Consider the following 20,823-nt stretch of genomic DNA (forward strand, 5'->3'; position numbering starts at 1 on the left):
CACCCGTGGCTTCCCAACTACGCGCCGGAATTATCGGAACAGGCTTCATGGGTTCCGTCCACGCCCACGCTGTACGTGCAGCCGGCGGTGACGTCATTGCAGTCGCCGGACGCACCCAGGCTTCTGCCGAAGCCGCGGCATCCGCGCTCGGTGCCCGCTTCGCAGCCGAATCCCCGGAAGCGCTGATCGCACGAGCAGACGTGGATGTCATCCACATCTGCACCCCGAACGCCACCCACGCCGACCTGGCACGCAAGGGCATTGCGGCAGGAAAAGCAGTGATCTGCGAAAAACCCCTGGCCACCAGCGTGGATGATGCCCTGGAACTGACGGATCTCGCCGATCGGGCAGGGGTCGTCACCGGGGTGCCTTTCGTGTACCGGTTCTATCCCGCCGTCCGCGAGGCCCGCGACCGCATCGGACGCGGCGACGCGGGCAACCTGTGGCTCCTGCACGGCTCGTACCTGCAGGATTGGCTGGCCGGCGCAGAATCCACCAACTGGCGGGTGGATTCGACCATCGGAGGAGCCTCCCGGGCCTTCGGTGACATCGGCGTCCACTGGTGCGACCTCATGGAATTCACCACCGGGCACAGAATCACCAGGCTCGTGGCGAGGACCAGCCGCGCATACGACCAACGGGAAACCGGCGGGCAGTTGTCCTCCGTGGCTACCGAGGACGGCGCCACGCTCCTGTTCGAGACGGACAAGGGCGCCACAGGGTCCCTGGTGGTCAGCCAGGTCAGTCCCGGCAGGAAGAACCGCCTCTGGTTCTCTTTCGACGGAACCGAAGCATCATTCAGCTTCAACCAGGAACAGCCGGACACCCTGCACGTGGGCCGCATCGACTCACGCTCCGAAATCCCTGTCGGCCCGCAAACACTCACCACCCCGGGCGGCCGGCGGTACGCCAAACTTCCCCCGGGCCACCCGCAGGGATACCAGGACAGCTTCAACGCCTTCGTCGCAGACGTCTACGCGGCTGTCCACGGTCAGGAACCCGCTGGCTTGCCCACCTTCCGCGACGGACTACGCGCAGCACTCCTTACCGAGGCGGTCGTAGCCTCGGCTGCCCAGCAGCGGTGGGTCGACGTTCCCCACACAGACAACCTCATCGGATCACTCAGATCTTCCCCGGCAGCTGAAAGGCAGAAGCAATGAAACTCGGTTACTGTTCCATCACCTGGGGCGGCGTGGTCGGCCATCCGCAAGGCGTGACGAGCGTGAAGGACCTCTTCTACATGACCCATGGGTCCATGCGGGACGCCGTCCAGGACATCGCATCCGTCGGATACCAGGGCGTCGAGATGTTCGACGGCAACCTGGCCGAATACGCCGACAAGCCCGAAGAGCTCAAGGAAATCCTGGGTACTGCCGGAGTCGAACTAACAAGCGTCTATACCGGGGCGAACTTCATTTACGCCGACATACTTCCCGACGAGCTGCACCGGATCCGGCGTGCCGCCGAGCTGGCTGCCAACTTCGGAGCGGAACGGCTCGTCGTAGGAGGCGGGGCACGCCGCGCGGCCGGCACCACCGACGAAGACTACCGCCGGCTCGGCGACGCGCTGGACCAGGTAACGGACATCGCCGAAAGCTTCGGGCTGTCGGCAAGCTACCACCCGCACCTGAGCACCATCGTCGAGAGCCCGGACGAGCTGGAGAGGCTGATGCCGCTCACCCGGATCGGCTTCTGCCCGGACACGGCCCATCTTGCTGCCGGCGGGGCCGACCCAGCCGCCATCATCCGCAAATACCCGGACCGTATCCGGCACGTCCACCTCAAAGACTTCCAGCAGGACCCCTTCAACTTCCTCCCCCTGGGGCAGGGCGAGCTGGACTTCCCGGACATCATCGCCGCAATCCGGGAAAGCGGGTATGACAGCTGGCTCATGGTTGAGCTCGACAACTACGACGGCGACCCCCGGGAAGCAGCAGTCCTCAGCAAGAAGTACCTCGACAAGCTCCTCACTCACTAATTCTCAACCGCAGGGGACTGCCACAGCCGGCAGCTGCCCCGCCCTCCGGAAGGAACAAGATTCACATGCAGCACCTCAACGTCGGCCTCATCGGAGGCGGCTTCATGGGCAAGGCCCATTCGCTCGCTTACGCCGCCATGCCCATGTTCTTCTGGCCTGCACCGGCACTGCCCGTCCGCAAAGTCATTGCGGAAGCCAACCCGGATCTCGCAGCGGAGGCGGCCCGCCGCTTCGGGTTCGAGAACTCCACCTCGGACTGGCGCAGCATCATCGACGATCCGGACATCCACGTGGTGGACATTGCAACGCCCAACCACCTCCACGCCGAGATTGCCATTGCCGCGGCCGAAGCCGGCAAGCACATCATCTGCGAAAAGCCCCTGGCCCGTACGGGCGAAGAATCCAAGGCCATGTACGACGCGGTCAAGGACAAGAACATCGTCCACATGGTTGCCTTCAACTACCGCCGCACACCCGCCGTAGCGCTGGCGAAGAAATACATCGAAGAAGGCGCAATCGGGCAAGTCCTCAACTTCCGTGGGACCTACCTGCAGGACTGGAGCGCCGACCCCAACTCCCCGCTGTCCTGGCGCTTCCAGAAATCCATCGCAGGTTCCGGCGCCCTCGGCGACATCGCAACGCACGTCATTGACATGGCGCGCTACCTGGTCGGCGAATTCAGCGCCGTCAATGCCCTCCTGTCCACCTGGATCCCCGAGCGGCCGCTGCAAACCGGCGGCGCCGACGCGCTGGGCACCGTCCGCGGCGGAGAAGGCCCGCGCGGCCCGGTTGATGTGGACGACGAGGTCATGACCATGATCCGCTTCGCCAACGGCGCTGTGGGTTCGGTGGAAGCTACACGCAATGCCCACGGACGGAACAACTACATCACCTTCGAAATCCACGGGACCGAAGGAAGCATCGTGTTCAACTACGAGCGGCGGGATGAACTGCAGGTCTGCTTCGCATCCGACCCGGGTGACCGGCGGGGATTCCGCACCGTCTACACCGGGCCCGCACACCCCTACGGCGAAGGACTCTGGCCCATCCCTGCCCTCGGCATTGGATACGGCGAAACGAAGATCATCGAGGCGCACGACTTCTTCAAGGCCATTGCGGAAGGCGGCAGCGTCAGCCCGAGCTTCGCCGACGGCTACCAGGTGGCCCTCATCGATGACGCAATCGTCGAGTCTGCTGCAAAAGAAGCGTGGGTCGAGGTTCCGCAGATCGACGCATGACCCAACGGGAGGGGCGGCGGCCATGCCGCCCCTCCTGCCGGCACAGGAGCACCCCAGGAGGTAAAAATTGGGACAGACAACGGTCAGCCAAGTAGAAGCGCAAGCCTGGCTAATGCCAGTGTTCACCGCAAAAGCAGGGCACGAAGCCGCGCTTCATGAAGCACTCCTGGGGCTTCAGTCCGCGAGCCGAAAAGACGCCGGATGCCTGGAATACACCGTCTTCTCCGATGATCAAAGGCCAGGTACCTTCATCCTTTTTGAAGGATGGGCCCGCCGCGACGACCTCGCAGCCCACAACGAAGAAGACCATGTAAAGGAATTCGTGAAAGGGGTGCAGTCACTGCTGGCCGAACCGTTCTCCGTAACCGCCATCACCCCGCTTACCTGGCACTAAACGGCCCTCCAAACGCAGGGAAACAGGTAGTTGCAGCCCAAAAGACAGGTACCGGCCAACGGTGACCGTGGGGTTGCCCGGTCTATAGACTCCGGCTTGAGCAGGTGATCTTCGTCAGGGTTGCACGAACGCCCCAGGACAGGATTTGCTCTCGAAACGGGGGAAGCGTGATGCAGCTACTGAGTACGGGGTCCGGGCGATACCAGGGTTCACCTTCATCCGCTGCCCGCCTTCGCGGCCGGAGTGTGGCACTCATCGGGACGATCCTGGCGGCCCTCATGCTGGCGGGCAGTATCCCGGCAACCGCTGCGGCCACGGTGACCTCCACCATTCCGGTCGGCTCAAGCCCCAGGGACGCCGCGTTCACCCCGGACGGATCGAAAGCCTACGTCACCAACTGGGAAGCCGGCACGGTGTCGGTCATTGATGTCGCGTCGGGCACGGTGGCTTCCACGATCCCGGTCGGGCCGTCTCCGCTGGGTGTTGCGGTGGCCCCGGACGGGTCGATTGTTTACGTCACCAGCGGGGATTCCGACATGGTGTCGGTCATCGATGTCGCGTCGGGCACGGTGGCTTCCGCGATCCCGGTCGGGGCGGCTCCGTTCGCCGTTGCGTTTGCCCCCGACGGGGCGACGGCCTATGTCACCAGCGGCGGCAGCGGTTCAGGCACGGTGTCGGTCATCGATGTGGCCTCGGGCACGGTGGCTTCCACGATCCCGGTGGGGCCGCTTCCGAATGCCGTCGCGTTCGCCCCGGACGGGTCCAAGGCCTACGTCACCAACGGGCAGGACTCCAACATGGTGTCGGTCATTGATGTCGCCTCGGGCACGTGGACCTCCACGATCCCGGTCGGGTCATCTCCCACGGGCGTGGCGTTCACCCCGGACGGGTCAAAAGCCTACGTCGCCAACAACGAGGGCGACTCCGTATCGGTCATCGACGTTGCGTCGGCCGCGGTGACCTCCACCATCCCGGTCGGGTTTGCCCCGGACAGCGTTGCCATTGCCCCGGACGGGTCGGCGGCCTACGTCACCAACTCCGCGGCCGACACGGTGTCGGTCATCGACGTCGCGTCCGGCGCGGTGACCTCCAGCATCACGGTCGGGACGCATCCGACCGGTGTTGCGGTCTCCCCGGACGGGTCGGCCGCCTACGTCGTCAACACCTCGTCCAACACGGTGTCGGTCATCACCGTGGACGCAGCACCCCTGGTGTTCACCGCGGCCACACCGCCCACCAAGGCGAACACGCGGAGCGCCTACAGCTACACGTTCGCCGCCACGGGTGCCCCGGCCCCGACGTTCCATGTGTCCTCCGGTGCACTGCCTGCAGGCCTGGGCCTGGACGCCGCCACGGGTGTCCTGTCCGGAACCCCGGCCAAGGCCGGCAAGTTCACGTTCAGGGTCACGGCCGCCAACGGGGTCAGCCCCCATGCGGTCACGGACCGCATCACAATCACCGTGACCAAGGCGAAGGCCCGCTGAGCGGACACGCCACGGTCGGTCGAAAAGACGCCTAAGGCTTTGCGGGCGGACGCCCGTTATGGAAGGAAGGAAGGACGACGGCGGGACGCAAGTGCCGCCGTCGTTCCTCCTGCCCTGCCTGCTGGCCACAGCCCGGGTGGCCGGGAAAATATCAAGGGGCTTTCCCCCTATCCAGCCGGGCCATGCGCGCGGAAGATAAGCCCATGAAAAAGCTTGTGCTGGCGAGCTTCGCCGCCCTTCTCCTGGTTATTGGCTCCTTTCTGGGCGGTGTGGTCCCCGGCAATGCCGCGGCCGACCCTGCCATCACTGGAGGGCAGATCCTGGTCAAGTTCCGCGACAATGCCGCCGCCGCGGGCGCCCTTAGATCGCACGGGCTGACCGACGGGCCCGACGTCGGCAGCACCGGCGCGCACCTGATCACCGTGCCGGCAGGGAAGGAGCTGCAGCTGGTCGAAGCGCTGGGCCGGAACCCCGCCGTGGAGTACGCCGAACCGGACTATGTGGTCACTCCGGCTTCGGACGACACCTACTTCCCCAGCCAGTACGCGCTGCAGAACACAGGCCAGTCGTTCACGAATACCGCCGGTACGGTGACCGTTCCCGCGGGCAAACCTGACGCCGACGTGGACGCCGTCGAGGCCTGGACCGTCACCACCGGCACCGGGATCCGGGTGGCTGTCCTCGACTCCGGCGTCGCGATGGACAACCCCGACATCAACCCGAAGGTCGTGGCGCGGACCAACTTCACCACGTCCAGGAGCAACGACGACAACTACGGCCATGGAACCCACGTCGCCGGAATCGTTGCCGCCACCGCCAACAACGGCATGGGTGTGGCCGGCGTGTGCCCGGGATGCAGCATCCTGGCCGGGAAAATCCTCAGCGACACGGGGATGGGATCAAGCTCAGGCCTGGCGAACGGCATCAACTGGGCCGTCAAGAACGGCGCGAAGGTCATCAACATGAGCCTGGCGGTCGGCGCGTCAACCACCCTGGAAACTGCGGTCAATAATGCCTGGAACGCGGGTGTGGTGCTGGTTGCTGCGGCCGGCAACGGTGGGAACACCTCCATGAATTACCCGGCCGCGTACGCCAATGTCATTGCCGTGGGCGCAACCGACAACAACGACACGAAGGCGACATTCTCCACCTATGGCACGTGGGTGGACGTGGCGGCGCCGGGGGTCAGCGTTTACTCCACCTTCCCCAACCACCGGTTTACCCTCGCCAGGGAGTACAACCGTTCCCAGGGGTATGACATCGGCAGCGGCACCTCGATGTCCTCGCCTGTTGTCGCCGCGGTGGCCGCGCTCGCCCGCAGTGCCAACCCCGGCGGCACCACCTCGGACATCCGCGCCAAGGTCGAATCCACCACCGACGCGGTTGGCGACATCGGGAAGGACTGGGCCCATGGCCGGGTTAACGCCTGCAGAGCGGTCGGGGCGCTAGGTTGTTGACCCTTCCGGCGGCGTGGAGCCCGTTGTAGGGTCGTGGCGTGATCGTCCCCGATATTTCCCAGAACGCCGTGGCGGTGGCGGATCACTACGACGAGCTCGATCCCATCTATCGCCGGGTGTGGGGGGAGCATGTCCATCACGGCCTCTGGGTGACCGGCCATGAGACACCCGGCGAGGCCGTCGAGGCGCTGGTTGATACAGTTGGCGACCGGCTGGGGCTTCTGCCCGGGCAGGCGTGCATCGACATCGGCTGCGGTTACGGCTCCACAGCGAGGCGGCTCGCAGTGACACGAGGTGTCCGGGTCACCGGCTTCACGCTGTCCGCTGAGCAGGCCCGCTACGCCGCTGCGCATCCCGTACCGGACGTGGACATCCAGGTCCGCGACTGGCTCGCCAACGGGCTTGCTGACGCTTCGGCCGACGCGGCCTGGGCAATCGAGTCGAGCGAGCACATGGTCGATAAACCCAGGTTCTTCGCCGAGGCACACCGCGTGCTGTCACCCGGCGGCCGCTTCGTCATCTGCGCGTGGCTCGCCGAGACCGATGCCAGCGGGTGGAAGGTCCGCCACCTGCTGGAGCAGATCTGCCGCGAAGGGCGCCTGCCGTCGATGGGCACGCGCGAGGAGTACGAGGCGATGGCAAGGGCGGCGGGCTTTACGGTCACCGGCTATGAGGATGTCAGCAGCCGCGTCGCCCGGACCTGGCCGATCTGCGCCGGCCGGCTCGTGAAGTTGCTGCTCACCGACCGCGAAACGCGGCGTCTCGCCCTGAGCGCACGAAACCGCAACTCGTTTCTGGGCATTCCCCGCCTGATCCTGGCCTACCGCACCGGTGCGATGCGATATGGCATATTCACGCTCGCCAAGGCTGCGGAGAGCGGGCCGTAGCCCGCACGCCAACTGCCTCAGGGCAGCGGCTGCCGTTCGCCCACGCTGACGGAGGACGACGGCGGCAGGTACTCACGCCGTCGTCGTTCCATCCGCCGCTGCTGGCCCGGAGACGGAATATGCGCACGCTTGGCCCGGTTGCACCTGGCGCAGGCTGCCACGAAGTTCTGCAGACTGGTGGAACCGCCCTTGGACCACGGGTAAAAGTGGTCGCCGTGCTCGGCCGGGCGGCCGCAGCGACGCCCAAACCCGGCTTCCAGCTCGCATAGCCCGCCAGCGCGGGCCATCCCTTCGCGGCGCTGCTGGCGGGTGAAGCGCCGCACGGGATCCCGGCGTCGTAGGTCCCGGCTGGTGATGATGGCGGCCGCAATGCCAAGAACGACGGCGGCCACGCCGGGGACAGTGACTGCGGCGACGACGCCGTCGAACAGGCTGCGCAACACCCCGGCGGCGGAGGACGCTCCCGCTCCCGCAGCCGGAGCTGCCTTCGACATGAGCGCTGACATCACCGCGACAGCGAGCCATACCATCACCGCTGAATACGCCAGGCGAAGCCCCTGCCGGGTCCAATAGATGCGGCTGAGTTCCGGCATAGATCCCCCCTGTTTTGTTCGCCGGAAGCCCCCGATCCCGGTCGTCCAGGAAATCGTATAGGCCGGGTGGGAGCGGATGTCCCAGGTTTTACCGAGTTTTTGCTGAACTTCCCCGATCAGGGGCAGCCGCCGTCGGAAGAAGTAACCGTCTGTAAGGATGGACCCATGAATGAGAGCAGCATCCTCCAGCACCAGGAATCTGTCACCGTCAAGGCATCAGCCGAGACCCTCTACGACCTGGTTTCCGACATCACCCGCACGGGCGAGTGGAGCCCGGTCTGCACGTCGTGCTGGTGGGACGACCAGGAAAGCGCGGGCCAACCCGGCGCCTGGTTCACCGGGCATAACGAGCTCCCGAACCGGACCTGGGAGACCCGCTCGCAGGTGGTGGCTGCCGAACGCGGCCGCGAGTTCGCCTGGGTGGTGGGCGGCAGGTTCGTCCGCTGGGGCTTCACCCTCACCCCGGCAGCAGACGGAACCGTCCTGAGCGAGTCGTGGGAATTCCTGCCGGAGGGAATAGCCATGTTCAAGGAGAAGTACGGTGAGGTGGCTGACGCCCAGATCGCCGACCGCACCCAGCAGGCCATGGACGGCATTCCGACAACGCTCGCGGCTATCAAGCGGATTGCGGAGTCCATCGAGTCACACGAGGAAGTCAGGTCCTAGGACCGGATTTGCAGGCCTCATGGCCGGACGGGCGCGGCCGCCTCTTTCCCGAGCACCGTTGTCCAGGGGCGGGCGGTCCAGGACGTCACGACGCCAGCTTTGACGTAGGGATCGGCGGCTGCAAAGGCCTTTGCCGCCTCGAGTGCGTTCTCGCCGGTGAAGATCAGCAACCCGGTGAAGGGTCCGTCACCAACGGCCCCGCCCAGCAGAAGCTCGCCGCGTTCCACTGCTTCCCAGCCCGCCTTGAGGTGGTCTGAACGGTATTGTTCGCGGGTCTGAAGGTAGTTGTCCTCGTAGGTGTATTCGAGCACGGCGTGCATGTGGTTCCGTCCATTTCGTTGAGTGGTTTCGCTCGTTGTAGAAGTAGCGTACCCATGGCTGGCGCTGTTCAGGGCTCCGAATGGACCCCGGGCTGTTCGTGGATGCCGCACCAGCCGGCGATGAACAGGGCGATGCTCTTGGTGATCCGGCGAATGGATTCGACCGAGACCCGCTCGTCGAACCCGTGGATCGACTCTGAAACGGGGCCGTAGACCAGCGCCGGCGTATCGGCATAGAGCGTGAAGACCCGGCCGTCGAGGTAGCCCGGCGTGGTGAAGCTTTTCAGTTCACTGCCGTACACCTGCTCATGGGTGCGCTCCAGCATGGCCTCCGCTGCACTCCCGGGCTCCAGCACATAGCCCTCGGAGAAGAAACCTGTCTTCACGCCCACCGCATTGATCGGAGCAGGCCCACCGCCCAGGGAGGCAAGGCAGTCCTGAAGTTCAGCCCATGCCTGCTCCGCGGGGATGCCGGGATATATTGCCGCGCGCACGTCGAACTCGCACCAGGCCGGGACGCTGGAGGGCCAGTCCCCGCCCTGGATGCCGCCGAAGTTGAAGTTGATGGGGTGCTCCAGGTCTTCGAAGTAGCGGTGCTGTCCGCGGTCCGCATTCCACTTCTCTTCGACCTCCCGCAGCGCAGAGATTGCCGTATACGCTGCGTCGATGGCGTTGAAGCCGGTGCCCATCTCACGGGGATGGGTCGGATTCCCGGTGACCCTGACCCTGAACCAGAGCACGCCGACGTTGGCGCGCACCAGCATGTCTTCTTCTGGTTCGGGGATGATGACGGCGTCGGCACGATAGCCGCGCATCAGGGCGGACAGGGAGCCGTTGCCTGTGCATTCCTCCTCGACGACGGACTGGAAGTGAATGCGGCCGGCGGGCTCGAACCCCGCCGCGCGGACGGCGTCGAAGGCGAAGAGGTTGGCTGCGAGACCTGCTTTCATGTCTCCGGCGCCGCGGCCATACATCCATCCGTCGATGATGGGGGCGTCCCAAGGGTAGCGGGACCAGGACTCGGACGGACCCTCGGGGACGACGTCGATGTGGCCGTTAAGGATAAGGGATCGGCCCTGCTCGGAGGCTGGACGGTACGTGCCCACCACGTTAGTCATGCCCGCATAGGAAACCGTTGTGGGCCCGTAGCCCTCATGGGCGGACAGGTCATCGGCGTCCAGCTCCCACCGGTCCATCTCCAGGCCACGGCCTGCCATGGCCGCATGCATCAGGTCCTGGGCGCTGCCCTCCCGGGTGCGCAGCGACGGGTGCTTGACCAGGTCCTGGGTGAAGGTCAGCTGGGCATCGAAGGCGGCGTCGACGGCCTCCAGGATGCGGAGTGTTTGGTCGTCACTGAGCAATTTTGTCTCCTAACGAAACGGGGAGCCGTCCGGTGGACGGCTCCCCGTTCTGGTGGTTGAGCATTCGAAAGAGAGTAAAGCTTGGGCTACTGTCTGCGGCCGGCCCTAGCTGCCGGCGACAAGCTTCTTGTCCTGGACCCGCAGGCGCTCGCCGAAGAACCCGCCGACGGCGGTGAGCAGGGAGATGATCGCCAGGATCAGGGCCGCACCCCACGACTGGTTACCGGAGACGCCCAGCATGGCCGTGGCCAGCAAGGGCATGAATCCACTGGTGGCACCTGCGATGTTATAGCCCAGGGCCACACCGGAGTAGCGCAGCTTCGGCGGGAACAGCTCGGTCAGCAGGGCACCATTGACGGCGTACGCCACCGCTATAAGCATGATCCCGACGGTGATTGCCAGCGTAATCAGCAGTGGGGATTTCGTGTCAATCATGGCGAAGAGGGGGAAAGCGGCGACGGCGCTGACGATACCGCCCCACATGGTGACCTTGCCCGGCCCGATCTTCTCTGCGAGCCGGCCCATGAGGAACGTGACTCCGATCTGGGCCACGGCGGCAACCAGTGTTGCGTTGACCATGACGTTCCGGTCCACCTTCAGGGTGTTGGAACCGTAGCTCACCGCGAAGGTGGTGATCATGTAGAAGCCACCCACGCCGAGGAGGGCCGCGAGTACGGCCACGAGCAAGCGGCCGGAGGCGTGGCGGAAGACCTCGAACGCCGGAACCTTGGACGTTTCACCCTGGGCGAGCAGATCCTTGAAGATGGGGGATTCTTCCACCTTGAGGCGGATCCAGAGCGCGATGCCGAGCATGGGGAAAGCCAGCAGGAATGGAATCCGCCAGCCCCAGGCGTCAAAAGCTTCCGACGGGAATAGGAGGACGAGCGAGAAGGCGCCCGAGGCCAGCAGCGTAGCCACCGGCGAACCGACCTGTACCAAGGCGGCGTACCGGCCCCGCTTTTCAACGGGGGCATGCTCGACGGCCATGGTTACCGCACCGCCCCATTCACCGCCGACAGCCAGGCCCTGGACCAGCCGCAAGACGGCGAGCAGGATGGGCGCCGCCAGGCCGATGCTGCCGAAATCGGGCAACAGGCCGATGAAGGCCGTGGCCGCGCCGATCATGACGATGGTCATCAGCAGCGCGGGCCGGCGTCCGTAACGGTCGCCGATGTAGCCAAATATCATGGCCCCGATCGGACGGGCTGCGAAGCCGACGCCGAACGTGGCAAAGGAGGCCAGCAGCGCCGCGGTGGGGTCCATATTGGTGAAGAACAGCCGGTTGAAGACCAGCGCCGCAGCCGTGCCGAAGAGGTAGTAGTCGTACCACTCCAGCGCGGTCCCGACGAAGGCGGCACGGGCAATCTTTCCTGCGTCCTTGCCGGAGATCACCGGAGGAGCACCTGCGGCGGGGGAAAGTGAATTTGAGGTGGTCACTGCGTGGGCCCTTTCGAGCGGGGTTGAGTTCTTGCATCTCGGGTCCCGCGGCGGGCGAAGGGCGATGGCCTGCACTGCTGCGGTGATTATTCGAGAGTAGGTGAGTGATAACGCCCTAAACAATGATAATTCCCACCCACTTTCGGCCCCTTTCTTAGGCATTTTCACAAACTAGTCGGTGAACTCGCTGTAGCGGCTGAGGGCGATGAGTGCCCGCGCGGCCTCGCCCGGCACTGTGAGGTCAAGGCCGATCGCCTCGTGAAGGCTGTGGAGGCGGTTCACTACGGTGTTGCGGTGGCAGAACAGCTCCTCCGACGTTTCTTTGATGGATCCGGTCCGCCCATAGCTGCGTGCCACCTCCAGCAGGCGTTGCCGTTCGACGGGCGTGCACTTGTCCAGAGCGTTCTTTATGGAGGTGGAAAAGCCGGGAAACTTCTGCTCCAGGAGGCCGCTGGCGATTCCCATCCATGCGTCCTCCATCGTAGCCAGCCGGGTGCCGCGGCGCTTCTGCTGTGCCAGCACAAGTGCCGAAGCCGCAGCGGAGGGAACGGCATCCAGTCCCTCCACTCCCGGTACGTACCCGGCAGGAAAGTCCGGCGGTTCGTGACGCCAGGTCAGCCCCTTCCGCTGCTGCCGGAAGACATACAGGACTCCGCTGTTCTCGTACATATAGATGCTGTGGTCGGACTCGAACTGCTGCTGGGCCTGGGATACGGCGTCCAAGGTCACTGCGAGCACTTCGAAGGTCCCGGTGGCCTGCACTTCGAGGGCCGCTGCAAGGTCCTGGACTTCACGTGGGGTGCCAGGTCCGGCATTGAACAGCCGGGAAAGCAGGCGCTGGCGGTACAACTGCTTGTTGCGGGCCAGGCGCGCCTCTTCCTCGGCATAGGCCTGTTGGATGCTGGTCACGTAGCCTTCGACGGCGTCCAGGACCCGGTCCATGTTGGCCACCAGGACACCGATCCCCTTGTCCCGCGCGACCCGTTCCAGCCCCTTCCAGAGAACACGGAAGTCATTGCGGATGGCTACCAGGAACGCGTCGAGGGGAACGCCCTGGCGGGCGCGCCGGGCGGCCACCTCGCGGGGAAGCGTCTGCAGGTCCGGGGGGAGCTCCAACCCGGCCATCTGATAGAGGAACATGTCCATGGTGTCCGCTGCGGTCCAGTAGATGTCCTCCTTGGGAACCACTGCTTCACCATAGGAAATGGAGGAAAAACGCTCCAGGAAGTCGTCCACCAGCAGGGATCGATCCTTCCAAAGACTCTCCAGCAACTCGGTCCATTCCGGCTCGGTGGGACGGCCGGGACGGAACTCCCTGGCGGTCGTACCGTAGGATCGCGCATCGTCACCATCATTTGCTGTCATGCAGGCATTTTATGCAAAAGCCTAAAGTTTGACCATGAAACAGCGTTCTATATCCATTGAAGGCAGCGATATCACAGAGTTGAATGGACGGAGCCGCACTTTCAGGCCGCGGTCCTAACTCCTCGGAAAGGCCCGGGGACCCTAGCAAAGAGGATCCATGCCCTTCGATCTCCTGATTCGCAATGCACGCATACTGACCCAGGATGCCTCCCGCCCCACCGCGACAAGCCTGCTCATTCACGACGGCAGAATCCTCGATGTGGATCCCGACGCCAGCCTTTGCGGCCACGCCCTCTGGACCATTGATGCCGCCGGAACCACGATTGTCCCTGGGTTCAATGACGTCCACGCGCACAGCGTCTGGTTCGGTCTGGGGCTCATGGAGGCCAACGCAGGGGCAGCGGCAAATCTGGACGGGCTGTACCAGATCATCGCCGAGGCCGCCGCCGAAATGGCCCCGGGGGAGTGGGTTGTGGCATCCGGCTACAGTCCGCTGCTGCTTGGCGGCCAGCAACCGGACAGGGACCGGTTGGATGCGGCGGCCGGGGGACGTCCAGTGTGGATCAAACACTCCTCCGGCCACGCCTGCACGCTCAACGGCGTAGCACTGGAGCTCGTAGCCGCCCAGGCCGATATCAGTGCACCGATCGAAGGCGGAGCCGTCGTCATGGGCGAAGATGGCCTGCCGACGGGGCTGCTGGAGGAAAACGCCATGCGCTTGGTGCAGGACATCCTGCTGCCGTATCCGCTGGAGACCATTGAACGCGCACTGGATCTGGCCACGTCACACTACCTCTCCGAAGGAATTACCAGCGTCACGGATGCGGGCATCGCCGGTGGCTGGATCGGCTATTCGCCGCGGGAGTTCGCCGCGTACCAGAATGCCCGCGACAAGGGGATGCTGAGCGTCAGGATGCAGCCAATGCTGGTTATGGATGCCCTCCACGATGTGCCCGGCCACGCCGATGACCCGGCCTCCATAAGCCTCGACGCCGGAATCCGCACCGGCCTGGGCGACGATTGGCTGCGCCTGGGACCAGTGAAGATCTTCAGCGACGGTTCGCTCCTTGGCAGTACCGCCTACATGACCGAGGACTATGTCGGCTGCACCCACAACCACGGCTACCTGCAAATGGACGCGGACCAGCTGCGCGAGTCGGCGCTCAGCGCCTACCGGGCGGGCTGGGCGATTGCGATGCATGCCATCGGTGACCACGCGATCGATCACGCCATTGACATCATCACTGAGGCACAGGAAAAGTTCGGTTCCAACGCGCAGCCCAACCGGATCGAGCACGGCGGCGTGGTCCGCCCCGATCAGCTTGACCAGATAGCCCGGGCCGGCATCGTGCTGGTCCCGCAGCCGCACTTCATCACCGAGTTTGGAGACGGTATGGCCCGCCTGCTGGGCCCCAAACGCACCTCGTGGTCCTATCCCGCCAAAAGCCTGCTGAAGCGAGGAGTTACACTGCCGGGAAGTTCAGACCGCCCCGTCTCCAACGGCCGGCCCCTGGATGTCATGCAGTCGTTCGTGGAGCGGCTGACTCCTTCAGGCGACGTGTACGGCCCGGCCGAAAGGATCACCGCGGCCGAAGCGCTGGCAGCCTACACCACGGGATCGGCCGCCGCCACGGGAACCGGGCACATCAAGGGCCGCTTGGCACCGGGGTACCTGGCGGACCTCGTGTTCCTGGACCAGGACCCCACCGCCGTGGACCCCTCAAACATCTCAGCCACCCGCGTGCTCGCCACCATGGTGGGCGGGCAAATCCGTTTCGGCGAGGAAAATCTGCCGGCGCCGGTCCGCGCCACAGACCTTGAGGCAGCATTGACAGGGAAGGAAACCCCATGAGCACCGCACACGACGAGTTCCTCGCAGACTTCGCCACGATGTCTGGCTTCGGCGCCACGCCCGGGGGAGGCGTGGACCGGCAGGCCGGCACGGCAGCAGACCATGCCACGCGGGCATGGTTCAGCCAATGGTTGGCCCAGCACGGCTATACCGAATCAGTGGACGGGGCAGGCAACCAGTTCGGCACCCTGGACCTGGTCTCCGGCGCCCCCTATGTGCTGGTCGGCTCACACCTGGACTCCCAGCCGCTGGCCGGCCGGTACGACGGGGCCTATGGCGTGCTCGCAGCGGCCCATGCAGGCGCCCGCGTCGCTGCGGAAGTCCAGGCCGGAAAGCTCCGCCCCACCTACAACCTGGCCGTTGTGAACTGGTTCAACGAGGAAGGCAGCCGCTTCGCGCCCAGCATGATGGGAAGCTCTGTCTTCACTGGGAAGCTGCCGCTGGAGGGCGCGCTTGCCACCGCAGACCCTGCCGGAATCACAGTGGCGGAAGCCCTGGCCGCCGGACACAGCACTTCGCAAGGAAATGCCCCGGTCCTCGCCGAGGTTGCACGCTATGCCGAGATCCACATCGAGCAGGGCAGGAACCTGGAAGAAACCGGCACCCAAGTGGGGATCGTGGACCGCACCTGGGCCGCCAGCAAGTACCGGGTTACCGTGGACGGAGCCCAGTCACACACTGGCGCCACCCGCATGGAGGATCGCCGTGACGCCCTCTTTGGGGCTGCGCTGGTCATCGCCGCCGCTCGTGAACTGACTGCGGAATTCGAGCCCGGGCTGCTGCACACGTCGGTATCCGAGCTGTATGTCCTGCCGAACTCACCGGTCACCATCGCCCGCCAGGTCCTGATGAACCTGGACCTGCGTTCCCCCGATGAGTCCGTCCTGGGCGTGGCCATGGAACGGCTGGGCAAGAGGATTGTCGACGCCGAGGCAGATTCCCGGACGGAGATCCGCCTGGACCTGACGCACAACTGGGGTGTGGTGTCCTACCAGTCCAAGGGCGCGGCCTTGGGCAGGGTAAGCGCAGAGAGTCTGGGCTACAGCCACAGGGACGTGATGACCGTCGCCGGGCACGATTCCACCAACATGAAGGATGTGGTTCCGACCGTCATGCTCTTCGTTCCCAGCGTCGAAGGCATCTCGCACAACGAAGCGGAGTACACCCGCGACGACGACGCGTTGCGCGGCGTCGAACTGTTGACGGACGTTACGCGGCGGCTTGTCTGCGGCGAATTGGAAGAGGACTGAGCCGGTAGCCTTTCGAACCAGGCGTTTCGGGGAAGGTTAAGAGGCATGAGCGGTAGGGCCTTGCCCGCTTGGGTGGCCCTACTGTCCTGGCACGGGGGCGCCGGCGCCCCGCCGCAGGCCGGCCGTCACCCCAGCCAAGTCCGTCATGGCGTGGACGGCGTCCTCATTTGCGAGCCCGTTCTCGTGGCAGAGGGAACGCCAGGTCCAAAAGGACACCGCGTGGGCGACGACGGCGCGCAGCCTGGCGCTGCCTGGCTCCGGAAATGCCTCCAGGAGGCGGTCACGGAAGAACGTGTCGCGCTCCCGGAGGCCTGTGCGGTGCTTTTCCGGAAGGGCAGCCCAATCGCCGTAGATGTTCCTGAGCATGGGCTCGCCGTCGCGGTAGAACCGGTACAGGTCTGTGAGTCCGGCATGGAGGCGTTGGAGGGGGTCCGGGTGCTCACACCACGCCGAAGGATCTGGCGGCTGCTGTTGTGAAAGCCAGTGCGAGGAGCAGGCGGAGAACAGCGCTTCCTCGTCGGCGAAATGACGGTAGACCGTCAGCCGGGTGACCTGGGCCTGCTCAGCGATGCCCGCAATGGTGGTCCGGGCAGGGCCGACTGACCCGTGGAGCGCCACCGCCGCGTCCACGATGCGCTGCCGGGTTGTGTCCACCTGCTCGGCACGCTTGTTCATCTGGTACTTGCGCGCTTTGGCTGAACGCTGCTGTTCACTCAAAGTATTGACACCGGTCCTGCGTGGGCTGACAATTCGATATACACCACTGTATATCGAAATTGAAAGGGATGGATGCCATGGGCGCTGAGGAGGCTCCGCGGCTGACAGTCGTGCAGCCTGGGGAGGGACGCCAGGGCAGTCTCGGAAGTATCGGGGTTGTCTTCAAACTGTTCGGTGAACACACCAACGAGCAGATCTCCATCGTGGAACACCCGTTTCCGGTGGGGGCCTTGGTTCCAGTGCATATGCACAGCCGTGAGGACGAATACTCAATCGTCCTGGAGGGCGAGATCGGATTCCGGTCCGGTGAGCGCGAGGCAGTGCTGGGCGCCGGGGGCTACATCACCAAGCCGCGCGGCGAACTGCACACCATGTGGAATGCGGGCAAAGTTCCGGCGCGGATGATCGAAGTCATCAGCCCCGCCGGGTTCGAGCATTTCTTCTGGGGACTGGCCGACCAGCTTGAAGCCGGTGGACCGCCGGACCCTGAAGCCATCGGCAAACTGGCCGCAGAATACGGCCTCCAGTTCGGCGAGGCGCCATGGCTGCCGGACATCATCGCCCGGTACGGGCTAAATCCACCGATGGGCTGACGGGAAGGCCATGGGCCTCCAGGTTCCCCTTTACCGAACGGGACGGCGACGTGGCCCCGCCGCGCAGAAGCCGGGCGCGCCGCTGGCCGGAATGGCCGCCGTCGTACTTCTGCTGCACGTGGTGGGCTGGGGTGTGCTGGTGCTGGGCGTCGTCCCGCAGAACCTCCTCCTCGGCTCCAGCCAGGTCTTCGGACTGGGGATCGGGTTGGGTGCCTACCTGCTGGGCATGCGCCACGCCTTCGACGTGGACCATATCGCCGCGATCGACGGCACCACCCGAAAGCTCATGGGGGAGGGCCTTCGGCCCGTCTCCGTCGGTTTCTGGTTCTCCCTTGGCCACTCCAGCATCGTCCTTGGCCTCTGCCTGCTGCTGGCTGCGGGAGCCCGCAGCCTGGGAAACCAGCTCGGAGATGGCGCCTCGTGGTGGCGGGAGGTCCTGGGGCCAGTGGGCGCCACCATCTCAGGATTGTTCCTTTACCTCCTGGCCTTCCTCAACCTTGCCCTGCTGGTCCGCGTCGCCAAGGACTTCCGGCCGCGGGCGGGGCAGCCGGGATTGGGGACGACTGTCGAGGTCCCGGGCCTTCTGGTCCGCCTGCTGCGCCCGGTCATGCGGAGCATCACCCGGCCGGGCCAGATGTATGTGGTGGGCCTGCTGTTCGGCCTGGGATTCGATACGGCCACCGAGGTGGCGCTGCTGGTTGTGGCCGGGGGAGCGGCGGCGGTGGAACTTCCCTGGTACGCCGTCCTCACCCTGCCCGTCCTCTTCGCGGCGGGCATGAGCCTGCTTGACAGCCTGGACGGATGGTTCATGAACGCGGCCTACGGTTGGGCGTTCGCGCACCCGCGCCGGAGGCTGCTGTACAACCTGCTGTTGACCGGGCTCTCGGCCACCGTGGCGCTGGGTGTGGGGACCGTGGAACTGCTGTCCGTGGTTACGGCGAATACGGGAGCGGTTTCCGGGGTCTTTGCGGCCATCGGCAGCATCGATCTGACGGGGCCTGGCTACGCCGTGGTGGGCTTGTTTGTTCTCGCCTGGCTGGCCGGGGTCTTCATCTGGAGGTTCCGGGGCGGCTCGCCCACTGCTGCCAGCCTGGAGGAGTGAGCCGCCTTTTGGTTCCCGTTTGCCTCAGCCTTCCGGCAGGAGGTTGGCCGCCAAGGTACGGGCCATGAATCGTCCGAAATGCTCGGCACTCCAGCCGCGCTTGAGGACCAGGGTTTCGTAGAGCTCGGCCGAGGTGCTCATGAAGAAGACGTCGGCCACCTCCTCCGCGGTCAGGCCCGGCCGCAGGAATCCCCTTCCGAGCACTTGGCGCGCGTTGTGCAGCATCCGTTGGTACCGCCCGTCATCCACGTCGCGCAGGAGCGCGGCCATGTCCTGGTCCCCGCTCGCCGCGGCGTCCCGGATGAGGAGGTAGACGGGGGAGCCCAGCGGGCTCACCTCGGAAATGAAGCGGCCGAACTGTTCCATGAGTTCGCGGGGATCGGTGACCGTGGCCTGGGCGCGGTCCGACCGCTCTTCCGCCGGCGGGCCGCCGGCGCCCAGCAGGCTCTGTTCGTAGATGGCCCGCACCAGCCCAGGCTTTCCGCCGAACCCCTTGTACACGGACTCCTTGGAGACGCCGGCCGCGTGGGCGATGGCGGCGATGGTGGTCCGGCCGTACCCGTGGGCCAGGAACAGCGCGCGGGACTGGGCCATCACCCGCTTCCTGGCTTCCCCGGCAGCCTCCTGCCGGCGCCGGGCGTCGTAGCTGCGGGAGCGGGGTGGCGCACCATTGACCGCGGGTCCCATCGGGCTTAAGCTCCTTGTATCAGTTAGATACAGCTGACTGTATCAAATTCAGCGTACCAGCCTCTCCGCCTCCCGCGACGGAACCTAAGGAGCAGATCATGGACGCTTCAGGAATCGGGCGCGTCCCCGAAGGCCCGGTCCGGCGCATGCTGGCCGCGGCCAACCGCCATGACCTCGAGGCCATGGTGTCCCAGTTCGCGGAGGACTACCGGAACACCACCCCCGTCCACCCGGCCCGCAGCTTCACGGGCTCCGCGCAGGTCCGGAAGAACTGGACGGCGCTCTTTGCCGGCCTGCCGGACCTCACCCTGACGGTCCATGACGCGGCCACCGGACCGGACGGTAAAGTCTGGATCGAATGGAGCAACCGCGGCACCCGGCCGGACGGATCCGTGCAGCGCGCCGCAGGGGTGGCCATCTTCACCCACCGCGACGACAAAATCGCCGCCGCCCAGTTCTACCTCGAACCCGTGGACCAGGACTCCGGCGACGTGAACCAGGCCGTCAGCGAGGCAGTCCATGGGGCAGCCGGAGGTGACCGGTCATGATCCTGGTGGTCGGCGGTACAGGCCGCCTTGGCCGCGCCGTGGTTCCCCTGCTCGTTGCCGCAGGGCAACAGGTCCGCATCATGGCCCGGGGCAAGTCCCAGCCCTTCCCGCAAAAGATGGGCGACGGCGTCGAACTCCTTCACGGGGACCTCGGCTCTGACGCGGACTGCAGGCAGGCGGTGGCTGGCTGCAGTGAGGTGGTGTTCGCGGCGTCGGGGTTCGGGATCAAGGACTCCAGCCCGCGCGCGGTTGACCGCGACGGCGCCATCCGGCTGGTCCGCGCGGCGGCCGCGGCCGGAGTGCGGCACGTGGTGATGATGTCCATGCCCGGCGCTGCCGCGGACGGGCCCATCGATTTCCTGCGCTGCAAAGCCGCGGCCGAGGACGCCGTGCGCTCCTCCGGCATGGACTGGACGATCGTCCGGATCGGCGCCCTCCTGGAACAGCGGCTGGAGATCATGACGGCGCCGCTTGAGTCGAAGGGCAAGGTGCCCGTGTTCGGCTCGGGGTCCGCCCCGGTGACCTATACCTCGGTCCGGGACGCGGCCGCCGTCGTGGTCCGTGCCCTCCGCGACCCGGCGCTGCGGAACCGCGTCATCGAATGGGGCTCGCAGACGCTCCCCGCACATGAGGTGGCGGAGGCTCTGCTTGCCCGGGCCGGCCATGGATCAATCCAGCGGGTTCCGGCCGCCGCCGTCCGGCTGCTGTCCGTGGCGGCCAGGCCGCTTTCACCGTTCCTTGCCCGGGTGGCGGGTGCCGCGGCCTGGGAGGAATCGGGGGCGGCGGCGTTCGAGTTTGGCCCAGCGCGGGCCGAGTTTCCCGACATCCCGGTCACCGGGCTGCAGCAGGTCCTCGAGGCGTCAGGTGCTCCGGGATCTCTGGCCTAGCCGCGTG

The 20,823-nt window shown here is 65.7% G+C and carries 21 protein-coding genes; 14 read left to right on the forward strand and 7 right to left on the reverse strand.

Annotation, left to right across the window (positions count from 1 at the left end; genetic code table 11):
- The first annotated feature begins 5 nt into the window (after positions 1–5).
- The 7 genes from LDO86_RS05255 (at position 6) to LDO86_RS05285 (ending at position 7,438) form a co-directional block, all read left to right on the forward strand.
- Positions 6–1,160, forward strand: coding sequence for a Gfo/Idh/MocA family oxidoreductase (locus LDO86_RS05255; RefSeq protein WP_224084345.1), 1,155 nt, complete (start codon positions 6–8; stop codon positions 1,158–1,160).
- Positions 1,157–1,978: a sugar phosphate isomerase/epimerase gene (locus LDO86_RS05260; protein ID WP_224084346.1), complete on the forward strand. Its 822-nt coding sequence runs from the start codon at positions 1,157–1,159 to the stop codon at positions 1,976–1,978. Before LDO86_RS05255 ends, LDO86_RS05260 begins: the two co-directional genes overlap by 4 nt.
- Positions 1,979–2,043: 65 nt before the next feature.
- Positions 2,044–3,216, forward strand: a complete 1,173-nt coding sequence (locus LDO86_RS05265) for a Gfo/Idh/MocA family oxidoreductase (protein WP_224084347.1) — start codon at positions 2,044–2,046, stop codon at positions 3,214–3,216.
- A 67-nt stretch (positions 3,217–3,283) separates the two neighbouring features.
- Entirely contained in the window at positions 3,284–3,610 is a 327-nt protein-coding gene (locus tag LDO86_RS05270) for a putative quinol monooxygenase (protein ID WP_224084348.1), read from the forward strand.
- Between the two features lie 245 nt (positions 3,611–3,855).
- Positions 3,856–5,094: a beta-propeller fold lactonase family protein gene (locus tag LDO86_RS05275; protein ID WP_224084349.1), complete on the forward strand. Its 1,239-nt coding sequence runs from the start codon at positions 3,856–3,858 to the stop codon at positions 5,092–5,094.
- A gap of 203 nt (positions 5,095–5,297) precedes the next feature.
- Complete coding sequence (locus tag LDO86_RS05280) at positions 5,298–6,551, forward strand: S8 family serine peptidase (RefSeq protein WP_224084350.1); 1,254 nt, start codon at positions 5,298–5,300, stop codon at positions 6,549–6,551.
- Positions 6,552–6,589: 38 nt separating this feature from the next.
- Positions 6,590–7,438, forward strand: coding sequence for a class I SAM-dependent methyltransferase (locus tag LDO86_RS05285; RefSeq protein WP_224084351.1), 849 nt, complete (start codon positions 6,590–6,592; stop codon positions 7,436–7,438).
- Positions 7,439–7,455: 17 nt separating this feature from the next.
- Here the strand turns inward: LDO86_RS05285 and LDO86_RS05290 are convergent, their stop codons facing one another.
- On the reverse strand, positions 7,456–8,031 hold the full coding sequence (locus LDO86_RS05290; protein ID WP_224084352.1) for an HNH endonuclease: 576 nt from the start codon (positions 8,029–8,031) through the stop codon (positions 7,456–7,458).
- Between the two features lie 165 nt (positions 8,032–8,196).
- Here LDO86_RS05290 and LDO86_RS05295 point away from each other — a divergent pair, with 165 nt between their 5' ends.
- Positions 8,197–8,697 carry an SRPBCC family protein gene (locus LDO86_RS05295; protein ID WP_224084353.1) on the forward strand — a complete coding sequence of 167 codons (501 nt, stop codon included), beginning with the start codon at positions 8,197–8,199 and terminating at the stop codon, positions 8,695–8,697.
- A gap of 17 nt (positions 8,698–8,714) precedes the next feature.
- Here the strand turns inward: LDO86_RS05295 and LDO86_RS05300 are convergent, their stop codons facing one another.
- From LDO86_RS05300 to LDO86_RS05315, 4 genes are all read right to left on the reverse strand, one after another.
- Positions 8,715–9,017 carry a YciI-like protein gene (locus LDO86_RS05300; RefSeq protein ID WP_056393303.1) on the reverse strand — a complete coding sequence of 101 codons (303 nt, stop codon included), beginning with the start codon at positions 9,015–9,017 and terminating at the stop codon, positions 8,715–8,717.
- A gap of 68 nt (positions 9,018–9,085) precedes the next feature.
- A complete protein-coding gene (locus LDO86_RS05305) occupies positions 9,086–10,378 on the reverse strand; it encodes an ArgE/DapE family deacylase (RefSeq protein ID WP_224084354.1) in 1,293 nt (430 codons plus the stop codon).
- 105 nt (positions 10,379–10,483) lie between these two features.
- Positions 10,484–11,815, reverse strand: a complete 1,332-nt coding sequence (locus LDO86_RS05310; protein ID WP_018770459.1) for an MFS transporter — start codon at positions 11,813–11,815, stop codon at positions 10,484–10,486.
- Positions 11,816–11,986: 171 nt separating this feature from the next.
- The gene (locus LDO86_RS05315) at positions 11,987–13,180 is read right to left on the reverse strand and encodes a helix-turn-helix domain-containing protein (protein WP_224084355.1); all 1,194 of its coding nucleotides are present in this window, start codon (positions 13,178–13,180) and stop codon (positions 11,987–11,989) included.
- A 157-nt stretch (positions 13,181–13,337) separates the two neighbouring features.
- Between LDO86_RS05315 and LDO86_RS05320 the strand changes: the two genes are divergently transcribed.
- Together LDO86_RS05320 and LDO86_RS05325 are read left to right on the forward strand one after the other, a co-directional pair.
- Complete coding sequence (locus tag LDO86_RS05320) at positions 13,338–15,032, forward strand: amidohydrolase (protein ID WP_224084356.1); 1,695 nt, start codon at positions 13,338–13,340, stop codon at positions 15,030–15,032.
- The gene (locus LDO86_RS05325; RefSeq protein ID WP_224084357.1) at positions 15,029–16,282 is read left to right on the forward strand and encodes a M20 family metallo-hydrolase; all 1,254 of its coding nucleotides are present in this window, start codon (positions 15,029–15,031) and stop codon (positions 16,280–16,282) included. The genes LDO86_RS05320 and LDO86_RS05325 overlap by 4 nt, the downstream gene beginning before the upstream one ends.
- A 78-nt stretch (positions 16,283–16,360) precedes the next feature.
- Here the strand turns inward: LDO86_RS05325 and LDO86_RS05330 are convergent, their stop codons facing one another.
- Entirely contained in the window at positions 16,361–16,999 is a 639-nt protein-coding gene (locus tag LDO86_RS05330) for a TetR/AcrR family transcriptional regulator (protein ID WP_224084358.1), read from the reverse strand.
- 77 nt (positions 17,000–17,076) lie between these two features.
- On the opposite strand from LDO86_RS05330, the gene LDO86_RS05335 reads away from it, so the two are divergent.
- Positions 17,077–17,592 carry a cupin domain-containing protein gene (locus LDO86_RS05335; protein WP_026265952.1) on the forward strand — a complete coding sequence of 172 codons (516 nt, stop codon included), beginning with the start codon at positions 17,077–17,079 and terminating at the stop codon, positions 17,590–17,592.
- A gap of 10 nt (positions 17,593–17,602) precedes the next feature.
- Positions 17,603–18,694: a HoxN/HupN/NixA family nickel/cobalt transporter gene (locus tag LDO86_RS05340; RefSeq protein WP_224084359.1), complete on the forward strand. Its 1,092-nt coding sequence runs from the start codon at positions 17,603–17,605 to the stop codon at positions 18,692–18,694.
- Positions 18,695–18,718: 24 nt separating this feature from the next.
- Here the strand turns inward: LDO86_RS05340 and LDO86_RS05345 are convergent, their stop codons facing one another.
- Complete coding sequence (locus LDO86_RS05345) at positions 18,719–19,381, reverse strand: TetR/AcrR family transcriptional regulator (RefSeq protein WP_224084360.1); 663 nt, start codon at positions 19,379–19,381, stop codon at positions 18,719–18,721.
- 98 nt (positions 19,382–19,479) lie between these two features.
- Between LDO86_RS05345 and LDO86_RS05350 the strand changes: the two genes are divergently transcribed.
- Both LDO86_RS05350 and LDO86_RS05355 read left to right on the forward strand, forming a co-directional pair.
- Positions 19,480–19,929 carry a nuclear transport factor 2 family protein gene (locus LDO86_RS05350; protein ID WP_224084361.1) on the forward strand — a complete coding sequence of 150 codons (450 nt, stop codon included), beginning with the start codon at positions 19,480–19,482 and terminating at the stop codon, positions 19,927–19,929.
- Complete coding sequence (locus tag LDO86_RS05355) at positions 19,926–20,816, forward strand: NAD(P)H-binding protein (RefSeq protein WP_224084362.1); 891 nt, start codon at positions 19,926–19,928, stop codon at positions 20,814–20,816. Before LDO86_RS05350 ends, LDO86_RS05355 begins: the two co-directional genes overlap by 4 nt.
- Positions 20,817–20,823 lie beyond the last annotated feature (7 nt).

It is taken from the genome of Arthrobacter sp. StoSoilB19, assembly GCF_019977275.1.
Lineage (GTDB): Bacteria > Actinomycetota > Actinomycetes > Actinomycetales > Micrococcaceae > Arthrobacter.